The 19,881-nt window shown below is 75.0% G+C and carries 13 protein-coding genes; 11 read left to right on the top strand and 2 right to left on the bottom strand.

Annotated features, from left to right (window positions below; all coding sequences use genetic code 11):
• The first annotated feature begins 754 nt into the window (after window positions 1–754).
• From ACIF6F_RS05345 to ACIF6F_RS05370, 6 genes are all read left to right on the top strand, one after another.
• Window positions 755–1,972 carry a S8 family peptidase gene (locus ACIF6F_RS05345; protein WP_399941486.1) on the top strand — a complete coding sequence of 406 codons (1,218 nt, stop codon included), beginning with the start codon at window positions 755–757 and terminating at the stop codon, window positions 1,970–1,972.
• Between the two features lie 204 nt (window positions 1,973–2,176).
• The gene (locus ACIF6F_RS05350) at window positions 2,177–2,863 is read left to right on the top strand and encodes an NADPH-dependent F420 reductase (protein ID WP_399941489.1); all 687 of its coding nucleotides are present in this window, start codon (window positions 2,177–2,179) and stop codon (window positions 2,861–2,863) included.
• Between the two features lie 130 nt (window positions 2,864–2,993).
• The gene (locus ACIF6F_RS05355) at window positions 2,994–3,773 is read left to right on the top strand and encodes an alpha/beta fold hydrolase (RefSeq protein WP_399941491.1); all 780 of its coding nucleotides are present in this window, start codon (window positions 2,994–2,996) and stop codon (window positions 3,771–3,773) included.
• A 935-nt stretch (window positions 3,774–4,708) separates the two neighbouring features.
• Window positions 4,709–6,496 carry a S8 family peptidase gene (locus ACIF6F_RS05360; RefSeq protein ID WP_399942175.1) on the top strand — a complete coding sequence of 596 codons (1,788 nt, stop codon included), beginning with the start codon at window positions 4,709–4,711 and terminating at the stop codon, window positions 6,494–6,496.
• 326 nt (window positions 6,497–6,822) lie between these two features.
• On the top strand, window positions 6,823–9,585 hold the full coding sequence (locus ACIF6F_RS05365; RefSeq protein ID WP_399941494.1) for an AAA family ATPase: 2,763 nt from the start codon (window positions 6,823–6,825) through the stop codon (window positions 9,583–9,585).
• A gap of 177 nt (window positions 9,586–9,762) precedes the next feature.
• Window positions 9,763–10,695 carry a cation diffusion facilitator family transporter gene (locus ACIF6F_RS05370; protein ID WP_399941497.1) on the top strand — a complete coding sequence of 311 codons (933 nt, stop codon included), beginning with the start codon at window positions 9,763–9,765 and terminating at the stop codon, window positions 10,693–10,695.
• Between the two features lie 25 nt (window positions 10,696–10,720).
• Here the strand turns inward: ACIF6F_RS05370 and ACIF6F_RS05375 are convergent, their stop codons facing one another.
• The gene (locus ACIF6F_RS05375; protein WP_399942177.1) at window positions 10,721–12,268 is read right to left on the bottom strand and encodes a bifunctional phosphatase PAP2/diacylglycerol kinase family protein; all 1,548 of its coding nucleotides are present in this window, start codon (window positions 12,266–12,268) and stop codon (window positions 10,721–10,723) included.
• Between the two features lie 751 nt (window positions 12,269–13,019).
• On the opposite strand from ACIF6F_RS05375, the gene ACIF6F_RS05380 reads away from it, so the two are divergent.
• Window positions 13,020–14,699: a glycoside hydrolase family 71 protein gene (locus ACIF6F_RS05380; RefSeq protein ID WP_399941500.1), complete on the top strand. Its 1,680-nt coding sequence runs from the start codon at window positions 13,020–13,022 to the stop codon at window positions 14,697–14,699.
• A 136-nt stretch (window positions 14,700–14,835) separates the two neighbouring features.
• The gene (locus tag ACIF6F_RS05385; protein WP_399941503.1) at window positions 14,836–15,981 is read left to right on the top strand and encodes an aminotransferase class V-fold PLP-dependent enzyme; all 1,146 of its coding nucleotides are present in this window, start codon (window positions 14,836–14,838) and stop codon (window positions 15,979–15,981) included.
• Window positions 15,982–16,075: 94 nt separating this feature from the next.
• Here the strand turns inward: ACIF6F_RS05385 and cobF are convergent, their stop codons facing one another.
• A complete protein-coding gene (gene cobF, locus ACIF6F_RS05390; protein ID WP_399941506.1) occupies window positions 16,076–16,828 on the bottom strand; it encodes a precorrin-6A synthase (deacetylating) in 753 nt (250 codons plus the stop codon).
• Window positions 16,829–17,005: 177 nt separating this feature from the next.
• On the opposite strand from cobF, the gene ACIF6F_RS05395 reads away from it, so the two are divergent.
• From ACIF6F_RS05395 to ACIF6F_RS05405, 3 genes are read left to right on the top strand one after another with little or no spacing between them, the layout of a single operon-like run.
• Entirely contained in the window at window positions 17,006–17,758 is a 753-nt protein-coding gene (locus ACIF6F_RS05395) for a (Fe-S)-binding protein (RefSeq protein ID WP_399941509.1), read from the top strand.
• The gene (locus ACIF6F_RS05400; RefSeq protein ID WP_399941511.1) at window positions 17,755–19,233 is read left to right on the top strand and encodes a lactate utilization protein B; all 1,479 of its coding nucleotides are present in this window, start codon (window positions 17,755–17,757) and stop codon (window positions 19,231–19,233) included. Before ACIF6F_RS05395 ends, ACIF6F_RS05400 begins: the two co-directional genes overlap by 4 nt.
• Complete coding sequence (locus tag ACIF6F_RS05405) at window positions 19,230–19,877, top strand: lactate utilization protein C (protein ID WP_399941513.1); 648 nt, start codon at window positions 19,230–19,232, stop codon at window positions 19,875–19,877. Before ACIF6F_RS05400 ends, ACIF6F_RS05405 begins: the two co-directional genes overlap by 4 nt.
• Window positions 19,878–19,881 lie beyond the last annotated feature (4 nt).

Consider the following 19,881-nt stretch of genomic DNA (forward strand, 5'->3'; position numbering starts at 1 on the left):
TCCGGGTGACCGTCTGGGTGCTGGGTCGCCCCCGTTCCGTGGGTCGGCCGTCCGGGGCGGGGGTCAGGGTGGCCGACGAGCATGATCGCGTTTTCGGCGGGGGGTCCGTGAGCCCTGCGACCGGCGACGGGTGCCAGCGTCCTCCGGGCTCCGAAGCCGCCGTCCTGCGCGAGATCAGGAGCAGGTGCCCGTCGCCGCCGGCAGGGTGATCAGTCCCGAGTTCCGCCCCCTGGGAGGTGCCGCCGCCGTGCTCGGCGCACTGGAGGAGGCCGTCATCCGGGTCGACCCGGACCTCGGGTTCCGGCTGTTCCTGGGGACCCTGCGACTCCTGCGACTCCTGCGACTGCCGTCGGGTGCGCTGCACCAGGTGGCCGATCGACAAGAGGAGGTGGTCCTCGCCGTGGTCGAAGAGGGTGGCGAGGGCGTCGTACCGCGCGTACTGCTCTTCGGTGAGGTTCCCCCACGCTCCGGCGAGCCGGTCCGAACACCCGCTTCGGGTAACGGAGTTGGTGGCGTGCGTCACGGTCGCGGGGCGGGGGAGCGGGGGACTGTCGCGGCGGGATGGCAGTCGTGTGACCCGAGTGTGAAAAGGCGTCAACTTCCTTGCCCCGCCTCACCCGATGGGCGACGGTGACGATCACGCCGCGACCGGAGGCATCCGGCTCGCGGCCGACTGTGCGACCCCGCACGACCCACCCCCACCAGCGCCGCCCCGCACACGGGTGTGCGCCGCCCATGAGGAGGACCCCTCGTAATGGCACTCCCCCGCAGCACCAAGACACGCATCGCCGTGGCCGTCACGACCGCCGCCGCCACGGCCCTGCTGGGCACCCTGACCACGCTGCCCGCGCAGGCCGCCCCCACGGCCGCCGGCACCGTGCTCGGGGCCGGCTCGCCGGACGCGGTCCCCGGCAGCTACATCGTCACCCTCAAGCCGGGCGCGGGCTTCACCCCCGCCTCCGACCGGGGCCACCGGCTGATATCCGGGCACGGCGGCCAGGTGCGCAAGACCTTCCGCGCGGCGCTGAACGGGTACGCCGTCACCCTCGGCGCCGCCCAGGCCCGGAAGCTGGCCGCGGACCCCGCGGTCGCCTCCGTCGAGCAGAACCGCATCGTCAGGGCCGACGCCACGCAGACCGGCGCCCCCTGGGGCCTCGACCGGATCGACCAGCCGAACCTGCCGCTGTCCGGCACGTACACCTACCCCGACAGCGCCGGCTCCGGCGTGACCGCGTACGTCATCGACACCGGCGTCCGCATCTCGCACCAGGAGCTCGCCGGCCGGGCGGTCAACGGCTACGACGCCGTCGAGGGCGACTCCGTCGCGCAGGACGGCAACGGCCACGGCACCCACGTGGCCACCACGATCGCCGGAACCACGTACGGCGTGGCGAAGAAGGCGAAGGTCGTGGCCGTCCGCGTGCTGGACGACAACGGCTCCGGCACCACCGCGGGCGTCATCGCCGGCATCGACTGGGTCACCGCGAACCATGCCGCGGGCGCCCCGGCCGTCGCCAACCTCTCGCTCGGCGGCGGCGCTTCCACCGCGCTCGACAACGCGGTGCGCAACTCCATCGCGGACGGCGTCACCTACGCGGTCGCGGCGGGCAACTCGGGTGTCAACGCGCGCAACTCCTCGCCCGCCCGGGTCACCGAGGCCCTCACCGTCGGTGCCACCAACAGCTCCGACGCGAAGGCCTCCTGGTCCAACTACGGTGCCGTACTGGACCTGTTCGCCCCCGGTGTCTCGATCACGGCCGGCTGGAACACCGGCGACACCGCGACGAACACCATCTCCGGCACCTCGATGGCCGCCCCGCACGTCGCGGGCGCCGCGGCCGTCTACCTCGCCGGGCACGCCTCCGCCACCCCGGCGCAGGTCGCCACGGTCCTGGTGAACGGCGCCACCACCGGCAAGGTCACCAGCCCCGGCACCGGTTCCCCGAACCGACTGCTCCGGCTGGTCCCGTAGGACCGGGCCGGCCGCGGGCAGGACCGCGGGGCTCCCGGAGGCGGCGACGGCGCCCCCGGGCCCCGGCGTGTCGCGGCCGGACCTCCGGAACTCGCCCGGGTCGCCCGTACCTTGGACCACGACCAGCGGTCCGCGCAGTACAACGGTACGGTCGCCCGGGCGGGGCCGGTCCGTCCGGGCCCCGGAACCTGAAGGGGTAAGAACATGCACTACGCAGTCCTCGGCACCGGGAGCGTCGGCCGGACCCTCGCCGCCCGCCTCGTCTCCCTCGGCCACGACGTGGTCGTCGGCACCCGGGACCCGGAGGCCACCCTCGCCCGCACCGAACCCGACGGGCGCGGCCTCGCCCCCTTCGCGCAGTGGCAGGCCGAGAACAGCACCGTGCGCCTGGCCACGTTCGCCCACGCGGCGGCCCAGGGTGAGGTCGTCGTCAACACCACCAACGGCTCGGCGAGCCTCGCCGTTCTCGACGCGGCGGGCGCCGCGAACCTCGCCGGCAAGGTCCTCGTCGACATCGCCAACCCGCTCGACTTCTCGGCGGGCTTCCCGCCCTCCCTCGACCCCGTCAACACCGACAGCCTGGGCGAGCGCATCCAGCGCGCGCACCCCGCCGCGCGCGTGGTGAAGACGCTGAACACCATGCACGCGCTGATCATGGTCGACCCGTCGCGGATCCAGGGCGACCACAACGTCTTCCTCTCCGGCGACGACGCCGACGCCAAGAAGGACGTCACCGAGCTGCTGCGCTCCTTCGGCTGGCCCGACCGCAGCATCATCGACCTCGGCGGCATCGAGACCGCCCGCGGCACCGAGATGCTGCTGCCCGTCTGGCTGCGGCTGATGACGGCCCTCGGGCACGTTGACTTCAACTTTCACATTCAGGGCGCCTGACGGGACGGGTGGAGGGCGGGTTGGGCGGCTGCGCATACGGCTGCGCGTACGGCTCCTTTCGCGCCATGCCGCCCGGCCCGTACCGCGGGGCGGCCTGGCGCGCCGCCGCATGCCGCCAGAGACTGGCGGCATGGAATCCATGGTGAAGGTCAGCGGCACGGACGAGGTGTGGGCCGAGGACACCCGGGGCGCGGGCACCCCGCTGGTACTGCTCCACCCGGGGGTGGGCGACTCCTCCCTCTGGGACGGCATCCTGCCCGGCCTCGCCGCCCGTCACCGCGTGATCCGCTACGACGTACGCGGCTACGGGCGCTCCCCGGCACCCACCGCCCGGTACTCCCCCGTCGCCGATCTCGCCGCGGTGCTGGACCACTTCGGGGCCCGCAGGGCCGTGCTCGCCGGCTCCAGCATGGGCGGCTCCGCCGCGCTGAGCCTGGCGGTGGCAGACCCCGGCCGGGTCGCCGGCCTCGCGCTGTTCGTGCCCGGTGTGACGGGGTACGAGGGGCTGGAGCCGGCGGGCTTCGTCCAGGAACTGGAGCGGCTCGCCACGGCCGGCGACACGGAGGGCATCGTCGCGCTGGGCCTCGGGATCTGGGGCCGCGCGGGCACCGACGGCGACCCGCACGCCGCCGCGGCTCTGCGCGCCGCACTCCGCGGCTGGTTCACGAACCACCCCCACCAGGTTCCCGACGCACCCGTCTTCGACCGGCTCGGCGAGGTGGCCGCGCCGACCGTGCTGGCGCTGGGGGAGCTCGACCAGCCCGAGGTGGTGCGCTGCAACGAGGAGATGGCCGCGCGCATCCCGGGCTGCCGGCTGGTCCGCCTTGCGGGCTCGGACCACTTCCCGACCCTCCGCCGGCCGGAGGCCGTCGCCGGCCTGATCGAGGAGCTGGCGGCCCGAGTGGGGTAGTGGGCCGGTCGGTGCTGGGGCGGGGCCACCACCAGGGCGGCCAAGGGGGAGGGGGCCGGGGGTGCCATGACGCGTCAAGCGCTTTGCCCGTACATCACGGGCCCCACTACCGCCCGGCGCGGGTCCGTTCGGCGTCCCGTCCGGGGTCCCGCCGCGCCCCATCCGCGCCCGTCCGGCTGACTCGTTCCGTTCCACTGGGAGCGACTGCATATGCCCGGATCGTTCCGATGAGGCCCCTCTTCGCGCCCTGCTGGACCCTCGCTCGAACCGGCCTGAATCCACCCCTCCGCCCTGCCCGACCCTCGCCCTATTGGACCGGACCAATGTGCCCTGTGTGAGGGGTCGGTAGGCCCCAACGTCGCATGTCAGAGCGGGTGTTGGGGTCATCGTCCGTCACGTCGGCGAGGGGCCCCGAGGGGTACGCGCAGGGGCCGGACAAGGGTTTTCCCCGTATCGGGTTCATCTGCATTTTGCCTACTGTCTGACCACCGGCGATCTTCACCGGCCGGACGGTCAGTCCGCCACCCCACATGGCGTGAACCCGTTCCCCCGGTGGATCGACGACAGCCGACGTTGCCCCCGCCCCATCGTCGCGGCGGCGGCAGCCAGGTGAGCAGCGGAGCCCGGGACGCGTGAGCAGCGCGCCCCGGCCCGCACAGGCACCACCGCACCACGGCACCACCGGCACGACCGGCACCACCGCACGACGCGCGGCCCCACCACGGCCCCCAGCGCGCCGCGCGCACCGCTCCACGGGCACCACCGCACGACGCGCCGCCTCACCCCGGCATCGGGCGCGCCGCGCGGCCAGGACCACGGCACCACTGCATCCACCTCCCACACATGCACCATCCGCCGATCCGGCCTGCCCGGAACCGGCGGCCCGCGAAAGGGATCCCACCTTGCACGCATCCAGGCGCAGGCTCATCACCGTCGTGGCGATATCCGCCACGCTCCTCGGCACCGCGGCCACCACCTCCGTGGCGCTGGCGAACCCGGCGGCGGCCCGTGCGGCGGCCACCGCCCCCACCGCCACCCCGGCCCCGCTCCCCACCGCGCCGGTCGAGAACCTCATCGTCGGCTACAAGTCCGGCGCGACCGAGTCCCGTTCCAACGCGGACGCCGCCGCCGACGCCAAGGCCAAGGGCTCGAAGGCCGGCGAGGACGTCTCGTTCGAGCGCCGCCTCGGCACCGGTGCCGCCCTCGTCGACCTCGGCGGCAAGCTCGCCCCGCAGGACGTCGCGGACGTCATGGCACAGTTCCGCGCCGACCCGGACGTGGCGTACGTCGAGCCCGACGGCCGCGCCTACGCGATGGCGACCCCGAACGACACCGAGTACACCAAGCAGTGGGACCTCTTCGAGGCCACCGCGGGCATGAACGTTCCCGCCGCCTGGGACACCACCACCGGCTCCGGCGTGACCGTCGCGGTCATCGACACCGGCTACGTCGCCCACTCCGACCTCGCCTCGAACGTGGTCGCGGGCTACGACTTCATCACCAGCTCCACCGCCGCCCGTGACGGCAACGGCCGCGACAGCAACCCGGCCGACGCCGGCGACTGGAGCGCCGCGGGCGAGTGCGGCACCGGCTCCAAGGCCAGCGACTCCTCCTGGCACGGCACCCACGTGGCCGGCACCATCGCCGCCGCCACCAACAACAGCAAGGGTGTCGCCGGCATCGCCTACGGCGCCAAGATCCAGCCGGTCCGCGTGCTCGGCAAGTGCGGCGGCGCGACCTCCGACATCGTCGACGCCATCACCTGGGCCTCCGGCGGCACCGTCTCGGGCGTCCCGGCCAACCCGACCCCGGCCAAGGTCATCAACATGAGCCTCGGCGGCTCCGGCGCGTGCACCGCCACGTACCAGAACGCCATCAACGCGGCCGTGAACCGCGGCACCACCGTCGTCGTCGCGGCCGGCAACAGCAACGCCGACGCCAGCGGCTTCTCGCCGGCCAGCTGCAACAACGTGATCAACGTGGCCTCGACCAACCGCACCGGCGACCGGTCGTTCTACTCCAACTACGGCTCGATCATCGACATCGCGGCCCCCGGCGGCGAGACCCGTCGCGCCACCGACACCCCGGGCACCATCACCACGCCCGAGAACGGCATCTGGTCGACGCTGAACGCCGGCGCCACCTCCCCGGGCACCGAGAACTACGAGCCCTACCAGGGCACCAGCATGGCCGCCCCGCACATCGCCGGCCTCGCCGCGCTGATGAAGTCGGCCAACACCGCCCTCACCCCGGCCCAGATCGAGTCGGCCATCAAGACCAACGCCCGCCCGCTGGCCGGCACCTGCACCGGCGGCTGCGGCGCCGGCCTGGCCGACGCGGCCAAGACCGTGGCCGCGGTCTCCGGCGGCACCACCCCCGGCGGCACCTTCAGCAACACCGCCGACGTGAACATCCCGGACAACGGCGGCGCCGTCTCCTCGTCCATCAGCGTCACCGGCCTGACCGGCAACGCCCCCGCCACCCTCAAGGTCGCGGTGGACATCAAGCACACCTACCGCGGTGACCTGGTCGTCGACCTGGTCGGCCCGAACGGCACCGTCAAGCGCCTGCAGAACTCGTCCAACGACGGCACCGACAACCTCATCACCACCTTCACCGTCGACGCCTCGGCCATCCCGGCCAACGGCACCTGGCAGCTGCGGGTCCAGGACGTGGCCTCGGTCGACACCGGCTACATCGACTCCTGGAGCCTGACCTTCTAAGAGGCCCGGCAGCCCCCCGGGAACCCAGAGGAGGGTCCGGGGGGAACCGGCCCGCTGCATCCCCAGCCCCACCGCAGCGGAAGGAAAACCCCCACAAGTCCGGCACCCCACACCGGACACCCCCCGGACCCGCCCGTCCCCACCGGGCCGGTCCGGACCCAGCAGCCCCGGACCTGCAGGTACGTCTCGTACCGGCAGGTCCGGAGGCATGCCCGGACCGCCGCCTGATTTCTGCGTCACACTCCGGTCCCGCCCGGCCACCGACCTCGTATCCTCAGCGGTCACAGGAAAGGCACAGGAAACGACCGAGAGGCTGGAGGCTGTGCGTGGCGGCGACGGGGAACGCTGACGCGCCGGTCGGACGTGGGGAACTCATCGCGGCGGTCGACCGCGCACTGCACACCCACGGCCGGGCGGCCCTCACCGGTGCGGCCGGAGCGGGCAAGACCGCGCTCCTCACCGCGCTGGCAGCGGCCGCGCGCTCGCGCGGCGAGACCGTCCTGCGCCTCGACCCCGAGGCCGCCGACCGGCACATACCCGAGGCCTCCGTGGCCGCCCTCCTCACCGCCGTGCCCGCCGCCGTGCTCGACCGGCTCGCCGGACCCCAGCGCACCGCCGTCGCCCTGCTGCGCCGCGAGACCGACGACCTCCGGGCCGGCCGCGACCGGATCGCCCTCCGCCTCGCCATCGTCGAGGTGCTGCGCAACCTCGCCGTCACCGCCCCCGTCCTGGTCGTCGTCGACAACGCCCAGTTCCTCGACGACGAGAGCGTCGACCTGCTCCGCTTCGCCCTCCGCCTCACCCCGCCCCGGGTACGGACCCTCGTCGCCGAATGCGCCCGCAGCGGCGCCCCCGTCGCCGAGGCCCTCTGCGGCCCCGGCACCCGCAGCACCGCGATCCCGCCCCTCGGCGCCGACGAGGTCGCGGAACTGCTGGTCAGCCACGGCCTGCCCGCCCGCCTCGCCGGACGCATCCACCGCGCCAGCGGCGGCAACCCCCGCCTCGCCCTCGCCCTCGGCCACTCCCTCGCCGAGTCCCGCGAACCCGTCCACCACGCCGACACCCTGCCCGTCTCCGGGCAGGCCCGCGAGGTCGCCCGCCGGCTCCTCGCCGAAGCCCCCGTCGCCGCCCGCCCCACCCTGCTGCTGGCCGCCCTCGCCACCCGCCCCACCACCGCACTGCTGCGCCGGGCCGGCCGCCCCGACGCCGAGGCCGAGCTCGCCGCCGCCGAACACGCCGGACTCGTCACCGTGGCCGAGGACGGCACCGTCGAGTTCACCGCCGGCGCCCTGCCCAGCGTCCTGGCCGCCGACGCCGGCTGGCCCGACCGCGCCGCCGGTCACGCAGCCCTCGCCGCCGCCGACGACGACCCCGTACAGGCCGCCCGGCACCGCGCCCTCGCCGTCGACACCCCCGACGAGGACCTCGCCGCCGCCGTCTCCGAGGCCGCCGCCTCCTGCCGCCGCCGCGGCAACCGCGCCCTGGCCGCCGAACTCGGCATGCTCGCCGCCGACCGCACGCCCGCCGACCGGCCCGGCGCCGAACTCGCCCGGCTCGTCGCCGCCGCAGAGGACGCCGGCTGCGCCGGCCGCGCCGACCTCGCCCGCCGCGCCGCCCGCGCCGTCCTGGCCCGCGACGCCTCGCCCGCCGACCGGGTACGCGCCCGCCTCGCCGTCATCGACGCCGCCGGCCAGGCCCTCGCCGACCTCGACGAGACCTTCGCCCACGCCGCCCTCGACGCCGCCGGCGACCCCGCACTCCAGGCCCTCGTCCAGCTCCGCGTCGCCTGGAAGCTCAACCTCAGCGACGGCGACCCGGTCCGCTCCCGCGCCGCCGCAGCCGAAGCAGGGGAACTCGCCCGCCGCGGCGGCGACACCGTCGCCGAGGCCATGGCCCTCACCGTCCGCGCCCGCATGGGCCGCATCCTCGGCGACCCGTGCGCCGAGACGATCCTCGCCGAAGCCCTCGCCCTGCCGTCACCCGAAGTCCCCATCGGCCTGCGCAACGCCCCCCGCTACCTCGCCGTACGCCACGCCCTCTTCGACGACTGGCTCGACGACGCCCGGCAGCAGCTCCTCGCCCTGCTCCCCGCCGTGGAACGCACCGGCTCCTGCGAGGACGTCTTCGAGGTGCTCCGCAGCCTCACCGAGGTCGAACTCCGCCGCGGCCGCTGCGACGCCGGCATGGCCTGGGCCCGCCGCTCCCTCGCCTGCACCATCGAGGCCGGCCTCTCACCCGGCCCCGCCTGGTACGTCGCCGCCATGGCCGAGGCCACCGGCGGCAGCTTCGCCCGCGCCACCGGGTACGCCCGCCGCGGCATCCAGGCCTCCGAGGAGGAACGCGACCAGGTCTTCCTCTCCCGCAGCCTCTACGCCCTCGGCACCGTCGAACTCGCCATGGGCGAGACCGCCAAGGCCGTCGCCACCCTCCGCCGGGTCGCCGACCTGGAGGCCGCCCAGCAGGTCGTCGACCCCTCCATCCTGCGCTGGCACGGCGAACTCGCCGAGGCCCTCGTCGCCGCCGACGCCCTCGACGAGGCCGCCGGACTCGTCGCCGGCTGGCGCGCCGTCGCCGTCGACCTCGGCCGCCCCGCCGTCATCGCCGCCCTCGACCGGGCCCAAGGCCTGCTGCTGTCCGCCGGCGGCGACGCCGAGGCCGCCGTACGGCTGCTCACGGACACCGCACAGCGCTTCGCCGAGCTGGAGCTGCCGGTCGAGCGGGGCCGTACGCTGCTCGCCCTCGCCCGCGTCGAACGGCGCCGCCGCCGCAAGGCGCCCGCGCGCACCGCCCTCGCCGAGGCCGCGGACGTCTTCACCACCGCCGGCGCCAAGCCCTGGGCCGAGCTGGCCCGCGAGACCCCGGCCCCGCGCCCGGCCCCCGGCGGCCCCCTCGACACGCCCGTCGCCGCCGCACTGACCGAGGCGGAGCTCACCCTCGCGCTGCTGGTCGGCCAGGGCGCCAGCAACCAGGAGGCGGCCGCCAAGCTGTTCCTCAGCGTGAAGACCGTCGAGGCCCGGCTCACCCGCATCTACCAGAAGCTCAACGTCCGTTCGCGCGCCCAGCTGGCCACAGCGCTGCGGGCCCGCTGAGCCGTCCGGGCCCGCTGAGCCGTCCGGGCTCCCGGGTTCCAGGGCTCCCGGGCGCCGCCCGTACCCGCCGCACCATCGCCCGTACCCGCGGCACCGCCGCCCGTGCCCCCGGCGCCCGCCCCCGAAGGGCGTACCCCGGCCCCCGCCGCCGCGACAGCGCCGCCCCGCCGTGGTCCGATGGTGATCATGAGCCACGACCACGGGGTGCCCTCCGCCGCAGGGACGCTCAGCGGCGCGTACCGCTCCCGCCTGCTGTGGACCATCGGCATCAGCCTCGCCATCACCGTCACCCAGGTCGTCGGCTCCCTCCTGTCCGGCTCCCTCGCCCTCCTCGCCGACGCCGCCCACAGCCTCACCGACGCCGTCGGGGTCGGCCTCGCCCTCGGCGCCGTCACCCTCGCCCAGCGCGCCCCCACCCCCGCCCGCACCTTCGGCTTCTACCGCGTCGAGATCTTCTCCGCCGTGCTCAACGCCCTCCTCCTGCTCGGCATCTTCGTCTGGGTGCTGTACTCCGCGATCCGGCGCTTCGGCGAACCCGTCGAGGTGAAGGGCGGCCTCATGTTCGCCATCGCCCTCCTCGGCCTCGCCGCCAACGCCGTCGGCCTCCACCTGCTGCGCGACGCCAAGGACCAGAGCCTCAACCTCCGCGGCGCCTACCTCGAAGTCCTCGGCGACGCCCTCGGCTCCGTCGCCGTCGTCATCGGCGGCCTGGTGATCCTGCTCACCGGCTGGCAGGCGGCCGACCCGGTCGCCTCCATCGTGATCGGCCTGCTCATCGTGCCCCGCGCCTACGGGCTGCTCCGAGACGCCACCCACATCCTGCTGGAGGCCACCCCCCAGGACACCGACATCGCGGAGGTACGCCGCCACCTGCTGGCCGAGCCGGGCGTGGTCGCCGTACACGACCTGCACGCCTGGACCGTCACCTCCGGCATGCCGGTGCTCACCGCCCACGTGGTCGTCTCCGCCGCCGTCCTGCGCAGCGAGGACCACGGACACCTCCTCGGCCGCCTCCAGTCCTGCCTCGGCGACCACTTCGACATCGCGCACTCCACCCTCCAGCTGGAGCCGGAGGCGCACGTCGAGGCCTCGCACGCCATGCACGACTGAGCGGGGGAGCGGCGCGGCGACCGGGTCAGGACTCCGGCCGGTAGACCGTCAGCGCCCCCGGCAGCTTGTCCACCACGCACTCCGCGGGCGCCGTCGCCCACTCGCCGTCGTACGCCAGCAACGTGCCCGGCGGGATGTCGGAGATCCGCAGCCGCTCCAGCCGGGTGGCCGTGTGCACCGGGGAACGCGTCAGCGGGCCGGTCATCAGCGCCGCCAGCAGCCGCGGCCCCGGCCGCCCGCCGCCGTGCACGATCCGCACGTCCAGCAGCTCCTCGTGCAGCCCCACCCGCCGCCGCGGCGTGGGGCCGCTCCCGTGGTACGTGCCGTTGCCGGCGAACAGCAGCCACACCGACCGCGGCCGCCCCGCCACCGTCAGCCGTACGGGACGCTCCGCGCGCAGCACCCGCCAGGCCGCCAGCAGCGCCGCCGGGCCGGAGCCGATCCTCGGCGCCCAGCGCTCGCGGTGCCACACCAGCTCCGGGTAGACGCCCAGACTGAAGGTGTTCAGGAAGTACCCGGACCGCCCGTCCGCGCCCCCCTGCCCGTCCGGACCCGGCGTGAACCGCCCCACCGCCACCCGCACCGCCGACCCGGCGGCCAGCGCCCGGACGGTGTCCCCGGCGCCGGCGATCCCCAGGTCGGCGGCGAAGTGGTTGAGCGTGCCACCGGGGAACACCGCCAGCGGCACCCCGGCCGCCAGCGCCGCCGCGGCCGCCGCGGCCATCGTCCCGTCACCCCCGGACACGCCCAGCACCCGGCACCGCCCGGCCGCCTCCGCCAGCGCCCCGGCCACCTCCGGCCCCGGGCACACCACGACCTCGGCCCGGGGCAGCGCGGCGACGAGGGCCTCCCGGTCCGCCGCGGTCCCGGAATCGCTGTTCACCACCACCGTCAGCCCGTCGCCCTCGTGCAGCGCCGGGGCCTCGGCGGCCCGTTCGGGACCGGGCGCGGTGCGCGCGAGGTCCCCCTCGCGCGCGAGCGAACGTACGAGCAGCCCCGCACCCACCCCGAGCGCCGCACCCGCCAGCACGTCCGCGGGATAGTGCACCCCCGTGTAGACGCGGGACGCGGCCACCGCCACGGCCAGCGGCACGGCCACCAGGCCCCAGGCGGGCGCCTCCAGCGTCAGCCCGGTGGCGAAGGCGGCCGCGGAGGCGGCATGACCGGAGGGGAAGGACGTGGTCTCGGGCTGGGTCCGCAGGTGCCGTACCGCCGGCACCCCCTCCAGCAGTGGACGGGGCCTGCGCACCGACCACTTGCCCACCGTGTTGATGGTCGCCGAGGCCACCGCCAGGGAGCACATCGCGCGCAGCGCGGCCTTCCGGGAGCGCGGCGAGCCGAACAGCGCGAGGGCCGTCGCGCCGCCCGCCCACAGCATCCCGTGGTTGGCCGCCCGGCTCAGCCGGGGCAGTACCAGGTCGCCGCCCGGCCAGTGCCGCCGGGCCACCGCGTCGAACAGCGTCCGGTCCCACCGGCCCACCGCGCCCCGCCACGCCACCGGGCCGCCGTGCGCGTCGGGCCGCCGGGGCCCGGTGGCGTCCCACAGGTTCGAGGCCACCGCCCCGGCCCGCATCCCGGCCGCCGCGGCCCCGGCCCGCAGCCGGCCCGCGAGGGGCCCGCCCGCCGCGCCTGCCGCGCCCCCGGCCCCCGTACCTCCGGCTCCCGCCACGTTTCCGCCTCCCTCGTCCCCGGCCACCACAGCCTGCCTTCGGACCGCGCGACGCCCGTAGGGGCCGCACGTCACCACCCGTAGGGCCGCAGGGCTCGCCCGTACGTCCGCACGGCACTCCCGTACGGCACATCAGCACCTGTGCGGCACCTCAGTACCCATGCGGCACCTCGGTACCCGCGCACCACACCCGTACCGCCCGGCGCACCCGCACGGCCACGGAACACACCCGACGGGCCGCCACACGCCACCGTTGTGGCGCACGGCACCCCTCCGCCGTGGCGCACGGCACACCGGTCCGACGCCGCGTCTACCCCGCGTTCCTCCACGCAACCACGGCAGCCCCCCGCGCACCACCGGACGCGACCGGCGGACAACGGCCCGCCCCACGCCAAAGTGGCAGGCCACACCCCTACTTGTTCCTTACGCGGCCCTCACACCGGCCCCTGCGAAGATGCCCCCCGGGCGGCAGCAGAGCCGGCCGCCCACGCCTCCACCGGGCCCTGCCGGGAACGGCACGGGACGTAGGCGAAGTGATGCGTGTGACGTACGTGCCGGGGCCCGACACCGGGGAGAACGGTTGTCCGGATGGCGTCAATGGGCTCTACTGCTGTCCATGTCCCGGCCGGGGCATATTCACCTGGAGGGACGAACGATGAGCGCCCAGCGGTCCAAGAGACCCTTAACGCACCGGCGACGCCGCGGCTTCCGCGCCCGGCGGCCCCTGCTGGCGCTCCTCATCTCCGGCTTCCTCCTCGTCGGCGTCTTCACGGCCACCGGCATCGCCTGGGACCCCTTCAAGGCGGGCGGGAGCCGGCAGAGCACCGCACCCCAGATCGGTGAACCCTGGTCCGCCGGGCCCTCGGTGACGGACCGTGCCGGAGCCGGCGGAGCCGGCGACGCATCACGCCCCACCCCGCCCGCGGGCAACAAGGGCGGCTCCACCAGGCCGCCCACCGGGCGGCCGGCCGACGACTGGCGGCCCAGCGCGGCGCTGCCCTTCGACATGCCCTCGCCCGCCACCCTGCGCAAGAGCAAGCGCCTGGTCTTCGCGCACTACTTCACCCCGTACCCGCTGTCCCTCGACAACGCGGGCTCGGCCACCGACTACTACACCCGCAACTACCTCAACCCCGCGGGCGAGAGCGGCAAGCACGCCCGCTACGGCGGCCTGCTCCGCGACCGGCCGCTCCCGGTACTGCCCAAGACCGGCAACTGGGAACTCGCCAACCTCCAGCAGGAAGTGCGCACCGCCCGTGCCGCCGGCCTCGACGGCTTCACCGTCGACATGCTCTCCCTGTCCGGCAAGAACTGGGAGCGCACCACCATGCTGCTGCGCGCCGCCCAGTCGGTCGACCCCGGCTTCCGCATCATGCTCATGCCGGACATGACCTCCATCAACCCGGACCCGGCGAGCCTCGCCAACTCCCTGGCCCAGCTGGCGAAGTCGCCCGCCGCCCACCGGCTGTCCGACGGCCGGCTGGTCGTCTCGCCCTTCAAGGCCGAGGCCAAGACACCCGCCTGGTGGAAGCAGGTCATCGACTCCCTGAGCTCCCGGCACGGCATCAGGACCGCCCTGGTCCCGCTCTTCCTCGACTACGGCGCCCACTCGGGGGAGTTCGCGCCGATCAGCTACGGCTTCTCCGAGTGGGGCAGCCGCAGCTACGTCGGCCAGGAGAGCGCCACCCGTGACGCGAAGCGCGCCCACGGCCTGGGCAAGATCTGGATGCAGCCGGTCTCCGTCCAGGACGCCCGCCCCAACCAGGGCGTCTACGACGAGGCGGGCAACACCGCCACCCTGCGGTCCACCTGGAACCACGCCATCGCCGACGGCGCCGACTGGGTCCAGCTGACCACGTGGAACGACTACAGCGAGGGCAGCCATTTCGCCCCCTCCCTGCACAACGGCCACGCCTACCTCGACCTGTCCTCCTACTACCTGGTCCGCTTCAAGACCGGATCCTGGCCCCGGATCGTCCGGGACACGCTGTACCTCACCTCGCGGGTGCAGTTCGCGGGCGCGGACCCCACCGGCAAGCAGGTGCTGCTGATGGCGCCGCGCCGGGGCACCGCCCCGCCGCGCGACACGGTCGAGGTGGTCAGCTTCCTCACCGCGCCGGCCACCGTGCGCACCACCGTCGGCGGTGTGACCAGGAGCTACGGAGCCCCGGCCGTCCGGCACGCCGAACTGTTCCCGCTCCGCGCCGGCACCAGCACCGCCACGGCCACGCGCGGCGGGAAGACCGTGGCCTCCGTGACCCTGCCGTACGAGGCGCGGCACGTGGTCCAGGTCCAGGACCTCCAGTACTACGCGGCCACGAGCGGGCGGCGCTGACGGGCGGCGGCCCGTCGGCCGGAACGCGGCGGCAGCGCACCCGGGCGGGCGGGGACGGTCTTCCGTCCGCGCCCGCCCGCCGTGCATGATCGCGGGAGCGCGGGGACCGCACCCCGCGACGACCTCAGGAGGCCCCGTGCCCGAGCCGCAGTCCCCGTCCGAATTCCCCGGAGGACGCGCCCTCTTCCGGCTCTCGACGGAGGTGTCCCACCTCAACCACGGCTCCTTCGGAGCCGTTCCGCTGCCCGTGCAGGAGGCGCAGACCGCCTTCCGCGCCGAGCAGGACGCCGACCCCGACACCTTCTTCATCACCGCCCCCGACCGCGTGGCCGCCGCCCGCGCCCGCGTCGCGGCACACCTGGGCGCGGACCCCGAGGGGCTGGCCTTCGTCGCCAACGCCACCGAGGGCGCCAACATCGTCATGAACTCCCTCGCCCTGGCCGAGGGCGACGAGATCCTGGTCACCGACCACGGCTACGGCACCGTCAGCGCCGCGGCCGCCCGGCGCGCCCCGCTCCGGACCGTGCCCCTGGACCCGCTGCTGCCCGACGAGGACGCCGTCCGCGAGACCGTCCTGGCCGCCCTCACCCCGCGCACCCGGGTCGCCGTGCTGGACCACATCAGCTCGCCCACCGCCCGCCTGGTCGCCGGCCCCCGGCTGCTGGCCGAGCTGGCGGAACGCGGCGTGACCACCGTCGTCGACGGCGCCCACGCCCCCGGCATGCTCCCCGACCCCCTCGCCGGCGGCGCCGACTTCTGGTTCGGCAACCTCCACAAGTGGGCCTACGCCCCGCCCGGCACCGCGGTCCTCGCCGTCGCCCCCGCGCACCGCGCCGCCATCCGGCCGCTCGTGCCCTCCTGGGAGGACCACCACGGCTTCCCCCGCTCCGTGGAGTGGCGCGCCACCGACGAGTACACCTCCTGGCTGGCCGCCCCCGAGGGCCTGGACCTGCTGGAACGCCTCGACGCGGCCAAGGTGCGGGCGCACAACGCGGCGCTGGCCGCCCACGGCAGCGCGCTGCTCGCCGAACGCCTGGGGCTGCGGCCGCTCCCGTACACCGAGGGCCTGGCCATGCGCTCGCTGCTGCTCCCGGCCGGCACCGCGGGGACCGTGGAGGAGGCCCGCGCGCTGCGGGAGGAGATCGCGGCCCGGCTGCGCATCCGCGTGCTGATCTGGCCGCGTGAGGGCGGCGGCGGGATCCGGCTGTGCGGCCAGATCTACAACCGGCCCGAGGAGTACGAGCGCCTCGCCGACGGACTCGGTGAGCTCCTGGGCCGCTGACGCGCGGGAGGAACGGCACAGGGCCCCCGCGCGGCGGCGCGACCGGGGGCCCCGTGCAATGTCACCGTGCAGTGTCACATGCCGGATTGAGGCGTCACGGGCGGCGCAGCAGGTACGTGTCCATGATCCAGCCCTTGCGGGCGCGCGCCTCGGTCCGCAGCTCCTCGATCCGCCCGGACACCTCGGCGAGCGGCCCGGACACCAGGATCTCGTCCGGCGTCCCGACGTACGCCCCCCAGTAGATGAACAGGTCCTGGTCGAGGTACTTCGTGAACGCGTGCCGGGCGTCCAGCATCACCACCACGTCGTCCACGTCCTCCGGCCAGCCCTCCGCCAGCCGCCGCCCGGTGGTGATCTGCACCGGCCGGCCCACCCGGTTCAGGTTGGTCCGGTGCCGGGCCAGCAGCGCGGACACGCTGCTGATGCCGGGGACCACCTCGTGCTCGAACTCCACCCGGCCGTGCCCGCGCACCTCGTCGAGGATCGCCAGCGTGGAGTCGTACAGCGACGGGTCGCCCCACACCAGGAACGCGCCCGTCTCGCCGTCGGCGAGGTCCTCCGCGATGAACCGCTCGAAGATCCCGGCCCGCGCGCTGCGCCAGCCGTCCACGGTCGGCGCGTACTCGGCCGGCGTGCGGTCCCGGTCCGGGTCCCGCCCCTCGACCAGCCGGTGCCCCGGCCGGGCGTGGGCGGCGAGCATCTCCCGCCGCAGGTCCGTGAGGTCCGCCTTCTCCTCACCCTTCTCCAGGATGAGGAACGCGTCCGCAGCCCCGATCGCCTTGACCGCCTGGAGGGTCAGGTGGTCGGGGTCGCCCGCCCCGATGCCAATCACAGAGAACTTCTTCACCCGGCCGAGTCTGCCCCATGCACCCCCGGCCCCGGACACCCGGGGCGACGCCCGCCGGACATCCGGGACCCCGCCGGGTCCCCGCCGGCCCCCGCGCGGCATCCGCCCGCGGACACCCCCGCATCCGGCCCGCGGACACCCCGTCCCGCCGCCCGCCCGCTCGCTATGCTCCGGCCCATGCGCGTCGCCCTCTTCGTCACCTGCGTCAACGACGCGCTCCACCCCGGCACCGGCACCGCCGTCGTCCGGCTCCTGGAGCGTCTCGGCATCGGCGTCGACTTCCCGGCCGCGCAGAGCTGCTGCGGACAGCCGCAGTACAACACCGGCTACCGGCACGAGACGGAACCCCTGCTCCGCCGCACCGCGCACGCCTTCGCCGGCTACGACCACGTCGTCACCCCCTCCGGATCCTGCGCCGCCATGCTCCGCGAGCACTACCCCCGCATCGGCCGCCGGGCCGCCGAGGAGGGCCGCGGCACCGAACTGGCGGAACTGGCCGCGGACCTGGCGCCCCGCACGTACGAGCTGACCGAGTTCCTGGTCGACGTGCTCGGCACGGTCGACGTCGGCGCGTACTACCCGCACACCGTCACCTATCACCCGTCCTGCCACGGCCTCCGGAGCCTCGGCCTGGGCGACCGGCCCCGGCGCCTGCTCGCCGCGGTGGAGGGACTGGACCTGCGGGAGCTGCCCGGCGCCGCGGAATGCTGCGGCTTCGGCGGCACGTTCGCCGTCAAGAACCCCGACGTCTCCGGCGCCATGGCCGACGACAAGGTGCGCGCGGCCCTCTCCACCGGCGCCGACGTCCTCTGCGGCGCGGACAACTCCTGCCTCGCCCACCTCGGCGGCACGCTGCGCCGCCGGGGCGCCCCGCTGCGCACCCTGCACCTGGCCGAGATCCTGGCGAGCACCCGGGAGGACCACCGATGAGCGGCGCCACCTACCTCGGCATGCCGGCCTTCCCCGACGCCGCCCGCGAGGCCGTCCGGGACACCACCCTGCGCGCCAACCTCCGGCACGCCACCCACACCATCCGCGACAAACGGGCCCGGGCCGTCGCCGAACTCGCCGACTGGCAGCGGCTGCGCGCCGCCGGCAAGGCCGTCAAGGACCACACCCTCCGCCACCTCGACCACTACCTCCTCCAGCTGGAGGAGGCGGTGACCGCGGCCGGCGGCACGGTCCACTGGGCCGCAGACGCCGACGAGGCCAACCGCATCGTCACCGGCCTCGTCCTGGCCACCGGCGAGCGCGAGGTCGTGAAGGTCAAGTCCATGGCCACCCAGGAGACCGGGCTCAACGAGGCCCTGGAGGCCGCCGGCATCGCCGCCTACGAGACCGACCTCGCCGAACTCATCGTGCAGCTCGGCCACGACCGGCCCTCCCACATCCTGGTCCCCGCCATCCACCGCAACCGCGCCGAGATCCGGGACGTCTTCCGCGCGGAGATGGGCCGTTGGGGCCGCCCCGCCCCCGAGGACCTCGGCGACGCCCCCGCCGAACTCGCCGAGGCCGCCCGGCTGCACCTGCGCGAGAAGTTCCTCCGGGCCAAGGTGGGCGTCTCCGGCGCCAACTTCATGGTCGCCGAGACCGGCACCCTCGTGGTCTTCGAGTCCGAGGGCAACGGCCGGATGTGCCTCACCCTCCCCGAGACCCTCATCTCGGTGGTCGGCATCGAGAAGGTGGTCCCCACCTTCCGCGACCTGGAGATCTTCCTCCAGACCCTGCCCCGCTCCTCCACCGCCGAGCGGATGAACCCGTACACCACCATGTGGACCGGCACCACGGACGGCGACGGCCCCCGAGCCTTCCACCTGGTCCTGCTCGACAACGGCCGCACCGACACCCTCGCCGACCCGGTGGGCCGCCAGGCACTGCGCTGCATCCGCTGCTCGGCCTGCCTCAACGTCTGCCCCGTGTACGAGCGCGCCGGCGGCCACGCGTACGGATCCGTCTACCCCGGCCCCATCGGCGCGATCCTCACCCCCCAACTCCGCGGCACCGGGAGCGAGATCGACGCCTCGCTGCCCTACGCCTCCACCCTGTGCGGGGCCTGCTACGAGGTCTGCCCGGTCGCCATCGACATCCCCGAGGTCCTGGTGCACCTGCGCGAGCGCGTGGTCCAGGGCGGCAATGTCACACGTGACGGTGTACGGGTACGCATCCGCCCCGCCCGCGGCCACGCCGCCGAACGCGCCGCCATGCGCGCCGCCCGCTGGACCCTCGACCACCCCGCCGCCCTCCGCGCCGGCGAACGCCTTCTCGCCCGCACCCGCCGGTTCCATCCCCACCGCCTGCCGGGCGCCGGCCGAGCCTGGACCGACAGCCGCGAGCTCCCCGAACTCCCACCCGAGCCCTTCCGCGACTGGTGGCGCCGGCACGACCACGGAAGAGGGGACGCATGAGCACCCGGGAACGCATCCTCGCGCGCATCCGCCGGGCCCAGGGCGAGACCGGCCCGCCCGGCCCCGCGTACGCGGCGGACGTCCCCCGGGACTACCTGCGCGTCCACGGCACCCGCACCCCGGCCGGGACGGCGGACCTGCTCGCCCGGAACCTCGCCGACTACCGCGCCCTCGTCCACCGCACCGACGAGGACGGCCTGGCACTCCTGCTGGCGCGACTGCTCGCCGCCCACGGCACGGAACGGGTCCTCGTACCGCCCGGCCTCCCGGCCCACTGGCTGGCCGCCGCCGAGGCGACCCGCGTCCACGAACGCCCCGCGCTGACCCTGCGCGACCTCGACCGGATCGACAGCGTCGTCACCGGCTGCGCCCTGGCCGTCGCCGAGACCGGCACGCTCGTCCTCGACGGCGGCCCCGGCCAGGGCCGCCGCCGCAGTACCCTCGTCCCCGACCACCACGTCTGCGTGGTCCGCGTACCCGGCCAGGTCGTCGACTCCGTCCCGCTGGCCCTGGAGCGCCTCGACCCCACCCGGCCGCTCACCTGGATCTCCGGACCCTCCGCCACGAGTGACATCGAACTGGACCGAGTGGAGGGCGTACACGGCCCCCGGACCCTGGAAGTCGTCCTGCTTGCGACAGACTGACCTC

The organism is Streptomyces sp. NPDC086023, assembly GCF_044540325.1.
Lineage (GTDB): Bacteria > Actinomycetota > Actinomycetes > Streptomycetales > Streptomycetaceae > Streptomyces.